Source organism: Halochromatium salexigens (genome assembly GCF_016653295.1).
Taxonomy (GTDB): domain Bacteria; phylum Pseudomonadota; class Gammaproteobacteria; order Chromatiales; family Chromatiaceae; genus Lamprobacter; species Lamprobacter salexigens.
Genome location: NZ_NHSF01000083.1, coordinates 1 through 14,468, shown reverse-complemented (window position 1 = coordinate 14,468; position 14,468 = coordinate 1). Strand labels below are relative to the sequence as shown.

Sequence of the window (14,468 nt, the reverse complement as noted above, 5' to 3'; positions counted from 1 at the left end):
GGGGGCTGCGGGCATGGGGCTTCCTGGGCGGGGCGGGAGTCGGTGGTGGAGCGGCGGCTAGGAGCGCCGATTATAACTCCAGCCTATGCCCATGGCATCGCCGCCCCCATGGCTGGCATGATAATGACTACCGCCATCGACCAGCCAACCTCATGCACCCGGACTTCGACCTCGATCCCGACCTCATCTATCTCAATCACGCCGCGATCGCGCCCTGGCCGCAACGCACGGTCGCGGCGGTCGCGCGCTTCGCCGCCGAGCAGGGCCGGCTCGGCTCGCAACGCTATCCGGCCTGGCTTGAGGTCGAGCAGCGGCTGCGCGAGCGCGCGGCGCGGCTGATCGGCGCCGCGTCGGCGGCTGATATCGCGTTACTGAAAAGCACCTCGGAAGGTCTCTCCTTCGTCGCCCAGGGGCTCGAGTGGCAGGCCGGCGACAACATCGTCAGTCTCGCCCAGGAGTTCCCCTCTAACCGCATCGTCTGGGAGACATTGGCTGAGCGCGGGGTGGAGCTGCGCACCCTGGATCTCGCCGCCGGCGAAGGACCGGCGGCTGATCCCGAAGCCGCACTCCTCACGCTTTGCGATGCGCGCACGCGCTTGCTCGCGATCAGTTGGGTCCAGTATGAACGCGGACAACGCCTCGACATCGCCCGGCTGGCCGCAGCCTGCCGCGCGCGCGGCATCCTGCTCTGCCTGGATGCGATCCAGGGCCTGGGCGCCCTGCCCTTCGATCTGGCCGAGAGCCCGGTCGACTTCCTCGTCGCCGATGGTCACAAGTGGCTGCTCGGGCCGGAAGGGCTGGCGCTGTTCTGGTGTCGGCCGGAGCTGCGCGCGCAGCTGCGTCTGACCGAATTCGGCTGGCACATGGTCGAGGACATGGGCGCCTTCGATCGCCCGGACTGGCAGCCGGCGACGAGCGCGCGGCGCTTCGAGTGCGGCAGCCCGAACATGCTCGGCATCCATGCCCTCGAGGCCAGCCTGTCGCTGCTCGAGGAGACCGGCGCCGAGACCATCGCCACGGCGATCGAGGCGCGCATCGCGCGTCTGGTCGAACTCGTCGACCAGGCCGGCTTCGAACTCCTGTCGCCGCGAGTGCCGGCCCGGCGCGCGGGCATCCTCACCTTCCGCGTGCCCGGTGTCGATCAGCAGCGACTGTATCAACGGTTGATGCAACAGGGCTTGATGTGCGCGAGCCGGGGGGGTGGACTGCGGTTCTCGCCGCATTTCCATACCCCGGAAGCGCATCTGGCGCGGGCGATCGCGTTGACCAAGCAGACGTCATGAACAAGGCCGCCTTGCCAGCAACCCATCCGTCTCCGGCCCTGCCCCTGGAGACGAGCGAGTGGCAGCTCGCGCTGCGCGTCTTCGCGGCGCCGGCCGATACCAACCCGGATGGCGATATCTTCGGCGGCTGGCTGCTGGCGCAGGCCGACATCGCCGGCGCCACCCTGGCCGTCGCCCGCGCCCAGGGCCGGGTGGCGACCGTGGCCATCAATGCCTTCCAGTTCCGAGCACCGATCCGGGTCGGCGACCTCGTTGATCTCTACGCCCGGGTCGAGCACACTGGTCAGACCTCGATCACCGTCGATATCAGCGCCTGGGCGCGGCGGGCCTCACGGCCCGAGGCGACGCGCGAGGTGGCCACGGGTCGGCTGGTCTTCGTCGCCGTCGATGCCGCCGGTCGTCCACGCCGCCTACCGACGCCGGGTGATACATGATGCTGTCGAGGAATTACGCGATCTTGTTGGTCTTCTCGATCGCGTTCCAACTGATCCTGTTCCAGCTCTCGTCGTTTCTCGCCTCCCACTCGCATGCCAGTTTCTGGTATGCCCCGGCGGGGCTCTCGGTGGCCCTGTTCCTGCTGTTGGGAAGCCGGGCCTTTCCCATCGTGTTCTGCTGTGTGGTGGCGACGACGCTGCTGAACGACTCGCCCTTCGCGCAGGGCGCGGACCCGATCCTCTCGCTCCTGCAGCTGCTGTGTTATCCACTCGCCCACGCCATGCCGTACTGGGCCGGCGTGTATCTGCTGCAGCGCATGACGAACGGCCCGTTCGACCCGCGCAATCCCAGCCATATCATGCGCTTCCTGCTCATGATTCCCTTCGCGGCGGCCGGGGCGGCGTTTGTGGGCGCCTACTGTGTGCATCTTCTCGGCGGCATGCCCTACGCCCAGATCCAGGAGATCCTGGCCACGCGCTGGATCGGCGACATGGTCGCGGCGGTCTGCCTCAGCATCGCGCTGATCTACCTGCATCTGATGGCGCTCGAGTTGGTCGGCGCGGATCTTCGCTACCAATGCGTTTACCAGGACGAGGTCCACCATAAGCACCTGCCGCTGCGCGATCTGCTCTATCTGCCGTTGGCGTTGCTCCTGTTCCTGGTCAGCGGGTTGCTGTCCTACAGCTATCCCGACCAGGTCGGCCTGTCGTTCACCGTGTATGCGATGGTCATCGCGCTGCTGGTGACCATCTACAAGACGCGCTCGCCGATCGTCTATGTGGTGCTGGCGTTCCTGGCCTTCGCGCTGGCCTACTCGGCCTCGACCTTCGGCTTGCTCGCCAGCGCCGCCGAATACCAGGTCGCCATGATCGCCGTCGGCGCGATCACCTATTTCGCCAATGCGGCGGTGTCGGGCCAACGCGCGGCCTTGGCCCAATCGGAACAGGTGACGCAACGCCTCCTCACCGAACTCGAGGAAAAGGAGGCGCTGCAGGCGGACGCGCAGAGTCTGCGCTTCAAATCCAGCCGCGATGGCCTCACCGGGGCCCTGAACCGGGCGTTCTTCGAGGACGCGCTGCATCGCCAGTACCACCGCAGCGCGCGCCGGGGAGACAGTCACTGCCTCGCCTTCATCGATCTCAACGACTTCAAGCAGGTCAACGATGGCTTCGGCCATCACGCCGGCGACGAGGCGCTCAAGGTGGTCGCCTGGGTGCTGATGGGCCGCTCGCGCGAGGGCGACATCGTCGCCCGCTATGGCGGTGATGAATTCGTCGTCATCCTCGCCGACATCGACACCGAGCAAGAGGCCGATGCCATCATCGCGGAGTGGAAAGCGGAGGTCGCGGCCAACCGCGTGCCAGGCTATCCGGAGATCAGACTGTCGATCAGCGTCGGGCGTGCCCTCTTCCCCGGCGCCTCGAAAAGCGATAACGAGATGACCACCTTGCGCGCGGCGGATCAGAATATGTACGCGGACAAGGCGCGCATGAAACGCGCCGCCTAGCGCCTGCGCGCCCTCATTCGGTGCGCGCACTGACCACCGGCCACTATCAGCCATCGGCGCTGCGTGCGATGATTCGAGCCGGCGAGGATTCGACAGCACAGCTTCAGTGGGTACCAGACAGATGTTTGAGGCAGCAAAGGTTGGCCGCACGGTCAGCAAGGCGGATTTCAAGGCGCAGCGCGACGAGCTGCGCACGCAGTTGCTCGAGGTCCAGCGCACTCTGCGCGACAGCCATATCCCGGTCATCGTCATCGTCGCCGGGGTCGAGGCCGCCGGCAAGGGCGAGGTCGTCAACCGCCTCAATGAATGGCTCGACACGCGCGGCATGCAGACCTTCGCGTTCTGGGACTTCAGCGACGAGGAGCGCGAACGGCCGCGCTACTGGCGTTTCTGGCGCACCCTGCCGCCGCGCGGCGAGATCGCCATCCTGTTCGGCGGCTGGTATCTGGCGCCGATCGAGCAGCGCTTCCGGGGCGAATGCGACGATGCCGCGCTCGATGCCGAGCTGGCGCGCATCGTCGATTTCGAGCGCTCACTGACCCACGACGGCGCCTTGGTGGTGAAGTTCTGGTTCCACCTCTCGGAGCAGGATCAGAAGACGCGGCTGAAGGAGCTCTCGCGCGATGATCGCAGCCGCTGGAAGATGCTGCCGAAGAAATCGAAGTTCAGCGAACAGTATCAACTCTTCGAGTACGTCGCCGAGCGCATCATCCGCCAAAGCGACCGTGGCATCGCGCCCTGGTATCTGATCGAGGCCGAGGACAAACGCTATCGCGATCTCACCGTCGGCAAGACCTTGCTGCAAGCCATCCGCGCCCGGCTCCAGCAGCCGCTGCCCACCGAGCCGCCGGCGACCGCCGATCCGCTCGACCTGCCCGAGTCGGCGAGTGCCCAGATCACCCTGCTCGATCAGCTCGACCTGAGCCAAACCCTCGCGCGCGATGACTACAAGGAGGCGCTCAAGCACTATCAGCGCGAGATCAATGAGCTGGCCTGGACGGCCTACAGCAAGCAGCGCACCACGGTGCTGGTGTTCGAGGGGGTCGATGCCGGTGGCAAGGGCGGCGCCATCCGCCGTCTCACCCATGCGCTCGATGCGCGCCTCTATCGCACTATCCCGATCGCCGCGCCCACCGACGAGGAGAAGGCGCATCACTATCTGTGGCGCTTCTGGCGCCATCTGCCGCGCGCCGGCAACATCATCATCTACGATCGCTCCTGGTACGGGCGCGTCCTGGTCGAGCGCGTCGAGGGCTACGCCAGCGAAGCGGAGTGGCGCCGCGCCTACACCGAGATCAACGACTTCGAGGAACAGCTGGTCGAGAACGGCTCGATCTTGCTCAAGTTCTGGCTCCATGTCAGCGAGGACGAGCAGCTACGGCGCTTCCAGGATCGTGAAAACACCCCCTACAAGCAGTACAAGATCACCGATGAGGACTGGCGCAACCGCGAGAAATGGCCGCTCTACAAGGTGGCGGTCAACGAGATGGTCGCCCGCACCAGCACCGAATACGCACCCTGGACCCTGGTCGAGGGCGACGACAAGCCGTTTGCGCGTATCAAGGTGCTGAAGACCGTCTGCGATCGGCTGCGCGCGGCGCTCAATGATGACTCGAGCCCGATTCCCGGTCGAGGTATCGCCCGCTGTGGCTATCAGTCGGGCGACGGCGAGCACTGAGGCTCAGCCGGCCCCACAGGCGGCTCTAGCCAGCCAGCCACTCCAGCCGTTGACGCCAGGCCGCGAGCTTCTGCTCGAAGCGCAGCCCGGCATTGGCTGGGCTGGTCGAGGGAAGGCGATGCGTCGTCATCTGCCGATACCGCGCGGGAAGTGTCGGCAGCACCCGGCGGCGATACTCACGCTCGGCGGTGCCGCCGTTGAACAGGAGGTGATCGACCGATGGGGCCAGGGCGAAGAAGGCGGCGAAGTCATTGACGCGAACCGTCTCCGAGCGAATCGCCTGATCCAGACTACCGGGGCGCGCGCAGGCCGCAATCACGTCCCAGAGGGCGATCCGGTGCGCCTGCAGCGCCGCACAGCGCACGTCATAGTCAGCCTGCGGTGGAATCCCGAGTAGCGCGCCCATGATCGGCCAGAAGGCATTGCGCGGATGGCCATAGTATTGCTGCTGGCGCAGCGAGGCCTCGCCGGGCATCGAGCCCAGGATCAGCAGCCGTGCGTCAGGGGCGACGATCGGCGGAAAGGCGGTTTTCAGCTCGGACTCGGCAGTGTTGATCACAGCATCAGCCGTTTGCACTTTGGCAACCTTACGCGATCCGATCACAGGCACAAGCACGCACTGCATCGATCTCTGCAGGAGCGCCGCTCATCCGGCCAGCAGGATGACGAAGACACCGCTCACCATGAGCAACCCACCCGGCAGGCGATTGATCAGATTCGGCTCGCGAAACAGCAGCACGCCGTAGAGGATGCCAAACAGCAGGCTGCTGCGCTTCACCGCGATCATGTAGGCGACCTCGGTCAGGCGCAGCGCCATGAAATGCGTGATGACCATGATCCCATTGAGCGCCGCGACCGCCAGCACGGCGCCGGGTCGGCTGGCCAGGCGCCGCAACGCCGAGCGCGACGACGAGCGCGCCCCGCCGAGCGGCACCAGCAGCAACAGCGGTATCGCCAGCAGGCCGATCACGGCGAAATAGAGGGCGCCGAACGCAGCCGAGGGCAGATACAGCAAGGCCACCTTGCCCAGGGTCGAGGTCAGCCCATAGAGCAGCGCCACGCCGAGCATCATACGCGAGCCGGCCTCCCAGCGGATCGCACCGAGCGGTCGCAGCCAGGTGCGCCAGTCATCGCGCCGCGCGTGCTCGACGTTGAGCAGCCAGGCGCCGGCGACGATCAGCACCACGCCGATCGAGCCGGCTAGGCTTACCCGCTCGCCGAGCACGAGCGCCGCGATCACCATCGAGAACACCGGCGTAAAGGCCAGATACGGCAGCGTCAACGAGAGCGGATGATCACGAATGGCCGCCATGTAGAGCAGCATGGCGCCGATCTCCAGGGGCACTAGGAGCGCGAGCCATCCCCAGAATGGCGCGGGCAACGCGCTTGGGTCCGGCAGCCAGAACAGCAGCGGCGACAAGAGCGCGCCGGTGAGGGTGAAGCGGATCAGGGTCAGCTCGCGCGCCGAGAAGCCCTGCAGCCAGGCCTTGGTCGCCGCATCGGCCGAGGCCACGCTGAAGGCGCAGAGCAGCGCGAGCAGCAGCCAGCTCATCGAGCGCCAGCCGCATGCCGCCCAAAGGATGCACAATCCACGAACTCGGACTCAGACTCGGACGCGCGTGGACTCACTCGGGATGCCGCCGTGGTCAGCACCTCGATCCCCGCGCCCGGACGATGCGCCTGCTCGCTCAGCGTTCGCCGCCAGGCCTTGGCGCCTGGACAGGCGTGGAAGAGGCCGAGCAGATGCCGCGTCATCGATGCCAGTGGCACGCCCTCGGCCAGTTGGCGCTCGACATAGGGCAGGAAAGCGGCCAACGCCTGTTGCGGTGTCGAGACCGGATTCGCGGTGCCGAAGAGCCGCCGGTCGACATCGGCCAGCAGCCAAGGATTCTGATAGGCCTCGCGGCCGATCATCACGCCGTCGAGCTGCCGCTCGCTCAGCAGCTCCTCGACCTGCTCGAGCCGGGTGACGCCACCGTTCAACACCATCGGCAGCGTCGGGAAGTCTTGTTTCAATGCTAGCACCCAACCCCAGCGCAGCGGTGGCACCTCACGGTTCTCGCGCGGACTCAGACCCTGCAGCCAGGCCTTGCGCGCATGTACGATCAGCGCATCGCAGCCGGCCGCGGCTACCTGTTCGGTAAAAGCGACCAATTCCTCATAGCTATCGCGATCGTCGATCCCGATGCGGCTCTTGACCGTCACCGGGATCGACACCGCTGCCTTCATCGCCGCGACGCAGTCGGCGACCAGCGCCGGCTCGGCCATCAGGCAGGCGCCGAAACGTCCGTTTTGTACCCGATCCGATGGGCAGCCGACGTTGAGGTTGATCTCGTCATAGCCCCAGTCAGCGCCCATGCGCGCGCAGCGTGCCAGCTCGGCGGGATCGGAACCGCCGAGTTGCAGTGCGAGCGGATGCTCGGCCGAATCGTAGCGCAGGAAACGCGCGCTATCGCCATGGATCAACGCGCCGGTGGTGACCATCTCGGTGTAGAGCAGGGTGTGCCGTGAGAGCAGTCTAGCGAAGTAGCGAAAATGCCGATCCGTCCAGTCGAGCATCGGCGCGACGGACAGGCGGCGATCTAACAACGCTGTGGGGTTCAGGCTCATCGAGCAGCTTGAAGCGAAAACTCAACCCCGCCCGGCACGCTTGCGCTCGTGCTCCTTCAGAAAGCGTTTGCGGATGCGAATCGCCGTCGGGGTGATCTCAACCAGTTCATCGTCCTCGATGAACTCCAGCGCTTGCTCAAGACTAAAGCGCACCGGCGGGGTCAACAGGATGTTCTCGTCCGAGCCGGCGGCGCGGATGTTGGTGAGCTGCTTGGCCTTGAGCGGGTTGACGACCAGGTCATTATCGCGCGAATGGATGCCGACCACCTGCCCTTCGTAGACCTCGTCACCCGGCGCCGCCAGCATCCGGCCGCGTTCCTGTAGATTGAACAGCGCATAGCCAAGCACCTTACCCTGGGCATTCGCGATCATGGCGCCGTTGTGCCGCTTGGCGATGCCGCCCGAGTGCGCCGGGCCGTAATGGTCGAAGACATGGTACTTGAGCCCAGTGCCCGAGGTCAGCGACATGAACTCGGTCTGGAAGCCGATCAGCCCGCGCGAGGGCACCTCGTAGTCAAGGCGCACCCGGCCCTTGCCGTCCGGCACCATATCCTTGAGCTCAGCGCGCCGCTCGCCGAGCGCCTGCATGATCGCCCCCTGGCTGGTCTCGTCGACATCGACGGTCAACTGCTCATAGGGCTCGCAGATCTGGCCGTCGATCTCGCGGAAGATGACCTCCGGGCGCGAGACCGCCAGCTCATAGCCCTCGCGGCGCATGTTCTCGAGCAAGATCGACAGGTGCAGCTCACCGCGGCCGGAGACGCGGAACTTCTCCGGATCATTGCCCTCCTCCACCCGCAGCGCGACGTTGTGGATCAGCTCGCGCTCGAGCCGATCCTTGAGCTGGCGCGAGGTCAGGTACTTGCCTTCCTTGCCGGCGAAGGGCGACGTGTTGACCTGGAAGGTCATCGACACCGTCGGCTCGTCGACGGTCAGCGACGGCAGCGCCTCGACCGAATTTGGGTCGCACAGGGTGTCCGAGACATTCGGCGCATCGATGCCGGTCAGCGCGACGATATCGCCCGCATGGGCGCTCGGCACCTCGAAGCGATCCAGCCCCAGATAACCGTAGACCAGCCCGACCTTGGCCTTGTGAGTGCGGCCGTCGCGTTTGATCACGGTGATCTGCTGATTCGGCTTGACGATGCCGCGACGGATGCGGCCGACCGCGATGGCGCCGACGAAGCTCGAATAGTCCAGCGTCGAGACCTGCATCTGGAAGGGCGCGTCCGGGATCACCTCCGGCGGCGGGCAATGCTCGACGATGGCCTCGAACAGCGGCGTCATGGTGCCTTCGTGCACAGTTTCATCGAGACTGGCATAGCCGTTGATGGCCGAGGCATAGATGATCGGGAAATCGAGCTGCTCATCGCTCGCGCCGAGCCGATCGAACAGGTCGAACACCTGATCCACCACCCAGCTCGGCCGTGCGCCGGGCCGGTCGACCTTGTTGACCACCAGGATCGGCCGCAGCCCATGCTGGAAGGCCTTGCTGGTGACGAAACGCGTCTGCGGCATCGGCCCTTCCTGGGCGTCGACCAGCAGCAGCACCGAGTCGACCATCGACAGCACGCGCTCGACCTCGCCGCCGAAGTCAGCGTGACCCGGGGTGTCGACGATGTTGATACGGTAGTCGTTCCAGTCGATCGCGGTGTTCTTCGACAGGATGGTGATCCCGCGCTCGCGCTCCAGGTCATTGGAGTCCATGACCCGCTCGACCGGGCCGAAACGCTCGCCGAGCGTGCCCGACTGGGACAGCAGCTCATCGACGAGGGTGGTTTTGCCATGATCGACGTGGGCGATGATGGCGATGTTGCGTAATTGCTCGGTCACGGGACGAAAAACTCCAAAGCGGCCAACAGCGGATCGAGCCATTGGCCGACACAAAATCGATGAGGCAAGGATGGGCGATGGGACGGCACTTATTATGCACCGAAACGCGGCGTAATCCCTGATTTCCAAAGCAGCATCCAGGCATCTCGGCCAGACTCACCGAGTGGGGGAAAGACTATAAGCCAGGCGCGGAAGGCTTTAGGCGCACGCTAACCTCGCCAGCGGCAAAGGTACGCTGGCCCTCGGTAGTGTCGAGTCGGAGATTACCTTGGCAATCGATACCGCGATACCAGCCCTCGATCCGCTGCTGGCCGGCGATCAAGACCACCGGCTCACCGTTATAGGCATCGAACGTGCGCCAGTCCTCAAGGAAGGGGGCGAGCCCGGCGTCAGCATAGCGCAAAAGGGTTGCGGTGAGGTGATCGATCAGCGTCGCTGCCAGAACATTGCGACTAGGGACGTGGCAGACAGGAACATCGCGGTTAGGGGAATGGCAACCGGCGCCATTGCCGCGACGGGCTGCGCGGCTGGTGGGCCTCTCGCCACCGCAGACCTCGGTCAAGTCCACCCAAGGCTGATTGATCGCTTCGGCATCTGCAGCGCGCAGCCCAAGATTGATCCCGACACCGACCACGACTCGACTCGGCCCTTGCGCCTCGCCAGCCACCTCCAGCAATAAACCCGCCAGTTTGCGCCGCTGCCAGTGGACATCGTTCGGCCACTTGAGCCCGATGCCCTCAACGCCGAGTCCCTGCAACGCACGCGCAATGGCGACGCCACAGGCCAGACTGAGCCCACCAAGCTGCGCCGGGGCCAGCGGATAACACCAAAGAATCGAGAGGTAGATGTTGCGCCCGAACGGCGATACCCAGTGCCGCCCGAGTCGCCCGCGGCCCGCGCTCTGGCGCTCGGCCAGGCAGATCTCGCCGTTGTTGAATCGCCCTTGCCGACCACGCTCAAGCAGATAGGCATTGGTCGAGTCGATCTCATCGAGGATCTCGAGCGCCCCAATCCGTTGCCGTGCCGGCCGATCAAGCTTGGAGCAGATCGCCTCCGACGACAGCAGCTCCAGCGGCTCCGGCAGCCGATAGCCCTGTCCGCGCACCGACTCGAGGCCAAGACCAAGCTCGTCATCAAGCTGATGCAGGATCTTCCACACCGCCGTGCGACTGATCCCAATGGCGTCGGCAATCGCCGCTCCCGAATGCGGCTGCCCATCTATGAGCAATTCGATGAGCGCGCGTGCGCGCGGGGTCATGGCGGTCATCTCGCTGGTCCAGCCGTCCGCCCGGTCGTTCGCCCAATCACCTTCTCAATCGAGCGGGTCGCGACGAGCGTGCGAAGGGTGCGGGTCAGGCTATGCAACCTCAGGCCTCCTCAGCATCCATCATCAAGACTCAGGCCGGCGCGTCTGCTTCATCGACGACGCCAGCCAGGCCGCGCGCCGGGCACGGCGGGTCTCGGTGGCGTCCGCATCGAGCCGCAGCTCGCAGGTATCCTCGGGAGCCGGCTCCGGCAGCACCTGCATCTCCAACAGCTCATCGCGGCGGAAGGCATGCACCCGGACCGGTCCCGTGCCGGCGGCGCGGGTGATCAGCGCATCCAGGTTGCCGGCGGTTGCCCGCAGCCCGTCGACGGCGACGATCAGATCCCCCGCCGCGAGCCCCGCGCGCTGCGCGGGCCGGCCGTCGAGCACCACTCCGAGCCGCGCCTCGGCCGTGTCCGGCGCCAGGCGCACGCCGATCTCGGGCCGTGGCGAGGCCGGCTCGAAGCGCTCGACGCAGCCGCCGTTGTCCTTGGCACCGGTCGCCGGGCGCAGACGCAGCTCGACCGCAACCGTGGCGAGCAAGCGCGCCAGGTCCAGATCCTCGGTCGAATCCAGTGCCTGATCGAAAAAGCCGGTGAGATCGAGGCCGCTGACCTCGGCGGCGACCCGCTCGACACCGCGCTCGCCAACACCGATGCCAGTGCGCCCGTAGTCTTGCCAGAGGGCGCGCATCACATCGTCCAGGCTGTTCTGGCCTTCGGTGCCCTCGCGAAGGGTCAGGTCCAAGGCCAGCGCGATCAGCGCGCCCTTGGCGTAGTAGCTGACGATCGCGTTCGGCGCGTTCTCGTCCTGCTTGTAGAACCGCGTCCAGGCATCGAAACTGGACGCCGCCACGCTCTGGCGCAGGCGCCCAGGGTTGCGCATCACGCGCGTGATCAGCTCGGCGAGCAGGGTCAGATAAGCCTTGGCATCGATGACCCCGCTGCGCACCAGCGCCAGATCATCGTAATAGGAGGTGATGCCCTCGAACGCCCACAGCAGGCGCGTATGCACCTCGCGCTCGAGCCCCTGCTCGGCGAAGGCGCGCGGGCGAATGCGCTTCACGTTCCAGAGATGGAAGTATTCATGGCTGCAGAGGCCGAGGAAACGCCGATAGCCTTCCGAGGGTTGCTCGGGAGCCTGCATCGCCGGCTGCGCCTGCGTCTGGGCGTGCTTGGCTTGAGCGCTTTCGGTCGAGCCGGTCTCTGTGACAGCCTTCTCTGCCGTGCTCGCGCCAGCCGCTCCGGCCTCGCTCGGCCAGGCCGGCGCCGGCAGATCATCGCGATTGGCCAGCAGACTGGTCGAAAAGCGATGCTCCAGTCCGCCATAGCCATCGCCGACGAGCTGGGTCAGGAACAGGTAGCGGTCGATCGGCAATTCGCCGAACAGGGCCGCATGCTCGGTGCAGATGCGCGGCAGGTCCAGCGTCAGGCGCCGTAGATCGGCGCGATGGCGGCCGCTGATGGTCATCCAGTGCGGCACGCCCTCGACCTTGAACGCGATGCGGTCGAACACGCCCATCTCGACCGGATGATCGATCAGGTCGGCATAGTCATCGGCCCGATAGCGCCCGAATCCCCAGGCCGGCGCACCATCGCGCGCGAGACTGGTGGCGACCTGCCAGTGACCCTCCTCAAGCGCGGGCGGTGGCAGCAGTTCGACCGCGCAGGGTCGATCCTCGGCCCCGGTCACGCGGAGGAACAGGCTGGTGCCGTTGAAGTAGCCGTGATGCCGGTCCAGATGCGCCGAGCGCACGGTCAGCTCCCAGGCATAGACCTCGTAGCGCAGCCGCACCGGCCCGGCCTGCGCCGAGAGCCCACAGAGCTGCCAGGTCTGCTTGTCCAGCTTCTCGATCGCGATCGGGCGTCCGGCCTGCTCGGCCTCGATGCTCAACAGATTGCGCGCAAAATCCCGAATCATGTAGCTACCGGGAATCCAGGCCGGTAACGAGACCTGCAAGCTGGGCGCTTCCGGCTCGGGGATCTCGAGCCCGACCTCGAAGCAGTGAGCCTCGGGACGTCGGGGGATGACGCGGTACTTCAGCGGAGCCGATGCGGACATAAGGTGGAGGCCTTGTTTCTGATGATCTGTGCGGACGATTGCGCTCTACGGTAGCAAATCGGTGCGATGAGCCGCGCCGACCAAAGCCATCCATACCGTTCCAGCATGGCATCGGACTCTCCTAACCCGCCCAGCCAGACTAGGCTGGCCAGCGGCGGGAGGTTTTTCACAGCCTTCAGGCGAAGATCACATCACCAAAGCTGTCGCTAGCTGCATTGAACTCAGCCACGGAGGTGAAGGGACCAGCGACGCCGAGCAGAACGATCTGGGAGACATCACCTGCGCCGTTGTCGAAGGCGAAGGTGGTGGCGTCGTCGGCGACGCTGACGTCGACATCAGCAGCGCTCACTCCTTGCAGCATCAGTGTGTCGTCGGCGCCGAAGTCGTTGATCTCGGTGTGGCTGGCGAGGGCGATGTTATCGAAGAAAGTCAGCGCGCCGTCGCCAGCATCAGCACTGGCGGGGGTCTGCACGGTGCCGCCGAGGGCGTCGAGGTTGATGACATTGCCGAAGATCGGTTCAGAGGTCTCGCTGGAGTCGACCGTCAGCTCAGCACCGGACACGCTGAGGCCGTCAGTGAAGGCTGTGCCACCGAGGGTGAGCTGCTGGTCGGCCACGGCGAGTTCGAGGAAGCCGTCGGCGAAGACCAAGGTGCTGGTCTCGGCGCTGGAACCTTTGACCCCAGCGGTGAGGTGTCCGGCCTCATCGCGGACCTCCAGGATGGTGCCATTGCGGCTGAAGGTGAAGACGCTGCTGGCGCCTTCGATGTAGAGGGTGGTGTTGGGGTCAACGCCGTCGGCACCAGCCCCCTGGGGAATGTTGATCGTCTTGCCGGCGCTGTTGCCAAGCAGTTCGACCACCAGCCCCTCGCCGAGGGTGAAGGTCGCAGGGGTGGTGTCGGTGAGGGTGAGGAAGGCGGTGGCCTCGGCGCTGCCGGCAAGATCGGTGACTCCGGTGAAGACCCCGCTGGAGGTGGGTGTGTCATCCAGGCTCAAGGTGCCGCCGGCGATCGGCTCCTCGTCGCTGAGCGTGGTGCCACCGATGACGAGATTGCCGCCCTCGAAGGTGAGGTCGGCGGCGCCGTCGCTGAAGCGCAAGCTCGAGGTCTCGGTGCTCGAGGCGCTGAGGGAGGTGACCGGGGCGCCGGTGCTGTCGAAGATCTCCAGGGTGGTGCCGTTGCGCTGCAGGATATAGTCGGTGCTCGCGTCCTCGAGGTTGACGGTGGTGTTGGGGTCTAGCCTGCGGGCGATGGCACCAGTGGGGATGTTGATGGTCTTGCCAGCCGTATCGCCGAGCAGTTGGGCGTCTAGGCCGATGGCGAGGAAGAATTCCTCAGAGGTGGTATTGGTGAGCGTGTAGTAGGCATTGGGCTCGCCTTTGGGCAGGGGTTGCGGAGGACCATCCCCTTCGACGGTCACTGTCACCGTGGCGCTGTCGGTGGCGCCGTCGTCGTCGGTGACGGTGTAGCTGAAGCTGTCCTCGCCGGTGAAGTCGGTGGCGGGGGTGTAGGTGATGGTGCCGTCGTTGTTGATGACGGCGCTGCCGTTGGCCGGGGCGCTGACGCTGGCGAGTCCGAGCGTATCGCCGTCGGGATCGCTGTCGTTGGCGAGCACGCTCAGGGTGACAGGGGTGTTGATGTCGGTCGTGCCGCTGTCGTCGGTAGCGACAGGTGGTGCGTTTTCGTCATCATCATCATCGTCATCGTCATCATCGCCGTCGTCGTCGTCATCATCGCCGTCGTCGTCGTCATCATCGC

General features: G+C 65.8%; 11 protein-coding genes. 4 read left to right on the top strand and 7 right to left on the bottom strand.

Annotated features, from left to right (window positions below):
• The 4 genes from CCR82_RS17430 to pap form a co-directional block, all read left to right on the top strand.
• Positions 1–1,283: aminotransferase class V-fold PLP-dependent enzyme (locus tag CCR82_RS17430; protein ID WP_476702793.1), on the top strand; the 1,283-nt coding region annotated here is incomplete at its 5' end.
• Positions 1,280–1,717 (top strand): acyl-CoA thioesterase, encoded by a 438-nt coding sequence (locus CCR82_RS17425; protein ID WP_201247086.1) that lies wholly within the window; start codon positions 1,280–1,282, stop codon positions 1,715–1,717. The genes CCR82_RS17430 and CCR82_RS17425, both read left to right, overlap by 4 nt.
• Positions 1,714–3,225: a GGDEF domain-containing protein gene (locus tag CCR82_RS17420; protein WP_201247085.1), complete on the top strand. Its 1,512-nt coding sequence runs from the start codon at positions 1,714–1,716 to the stop codon at positions 3,223–3,225. Before CCR82_RS17425 ends, CCR82_RS17420 begins: the two co-directional genes overlap by 4 nt.
• Positions 3,226–3,346: 121 nt before the next feature.
• Positions 3,347–4,903: a polyphosphate:AMP phosphotransferase gene (pap, locus tag CCR82_RS17415; RefSeq protein ID WP_201247084.1), complete on the top strand. Its 1,557-nt coding sequence runs from the start codon at positions 3,347–3,349 to the stop codon at positions 4,901–4,903.
• 25 nt (positions 4,904–4,928) lie between these two features.
• Here the strand turns inward: pap and CCR82_RS17410 are convergent, their stop codons facing one another.
• The 7 genes from CCR82_RS17410 to CCR82_RS17375 form a co-directional block, all read right to left on the bottom strand.
• On the bottom strand, positions 4,929–5,462 hold the full coding sequence (locus CCR82_RS17410) for a DNA-deoxyinosine glycosylase (protein WP_338073205.1): 534 nt from the start codon (positions 5,460–5,462) through the stop codon (positions 4,929–4,931).
• A gap of 87 nt (positions 5,463–5,549) precedes the next feature.
• Positions 5,550–6,455: a DMT family transporter gene (locus tag CCR82_RS17405; protein ID WP_201247082.1), complete on the bottom strand. Its 906-nt coding sequence runs from the start codon at positions 6,453–6,455 to the stop codon at positions 5,550–5,552.
• Complete coding sequence (gene dusA / locus CCR82_RS17400) at positions 6,452–7,513, bottom strand: tRNA dihydrouridine(20/20a) synthase DusA (protein WP_201247081.1); 1,062 nt, start codon at positions 7,511–7,513, stop codon at positions 6,452–6,454. Before dusA ends, CCR82_RS17405 begins: the two co-directional genes overlap by 4 nt.
• Before the next feature lie 21 nt (positions 7,514–7,534).
• Complete coding sequence (gene typA, locus CCR82_RS17395; RefSeq protein ID WP_201247080.1) at positions 7,535–9,346, bottom strand: translational GTPase TypA; 1,812 nt, start codon at positions 9,344–9,346, stop codon at positions 7,535–7,537.
• Between the two features lie 175 nt (positions 9,347–9,521).
• The gene (locus CCR82_RS17390) at positions 9,522–10,613 is read right to left on the bottom strand and encodes a biotin--[acetyl-CoA-carboxylase] ligase (RefSeq protein ID WP_242513578.1); all 1,092 of its coding nucleotides are present in this window, start codon (positions 10,611–10,613) and stop codon (positions 9,522–9,524) included.
• Between the two features lie 123 nt (positions 10,614–10,736).
• The gene (locus CCR82_RS18810; RefSeq protein ID WP_242513577.1) at positions 10,737–12,713 is read right to left on the bottom strand and encodes a M61 family metallopeptidase; all 1,977 of its coding nucleotides are present in this window, start codon (positions 12,711–12,713) and stop codon (positions 10,737–10,739) included.
• Positions 12,714–12,888: 175 nt separating this feature from the next.
• Positions 12,889–14,468 (bottom strand): Ig-like domain-containing protein (locus CCR82_RS17375; RefSeq protein WP_201247079.1); only part of this gene is annotated, 1,580 nt, incomplete at its 5' end.

Excerpts from the sequence above, each read along its gene's own strand:
- CCR82_RS17425 (WP_201247086.1), top strand. The coding sequence starts at position 1,280 with ATGAACAAGGCCGCCTTGCCAGCAACCCATCCGTCTCCGGCCCTGCCC.
- CCR82_RS17420 (WP_201247085.1), top strand. The coding sequence starts at position 1,714 with ATGATGCTGTCGAGGAATTACGCGATCTTGTTGGTCTTCTCGATCGCG.
- pap (WP_201247084.1), top strand. The coding sequence starts at position 3,347 with ATGTTTGAGGCAGCAAAGGTTGGCCGCACGGTCAGCAAGGCGGATTTC.
- CCR82_RS17405 (WP_201247082.1), bottom strand. The coding sequence starts at position 6,455 with ATGAGCTGGCTGCTGCTCGCGCTGCTCTGCGCCTTCAGCGTGGCCTCG.
- dusA (WP_201247081.1), bottom strand. The coding sequence starts at position 7,513 with ATGAGCCTGAACCCCACAGCGTTGTTAGATCGCCGCCTGTCCGTCGCG.
- CCR82_RS17390 (WP_242513578.1), bottom strand. The coding sequence starts at position 10,613 with ATGACCGCCATGACCCCGCGCGCACGCGCGCTCATCGAATTGCTCATA.
- CCR82_RS18810 (WP_242513577.1), bottom strand. The coding sequence starts at position 12,713 with ATGTCCGCATCGGCTCCGCTGAAGTACCGCGTCATCCCCCGACGTCCC.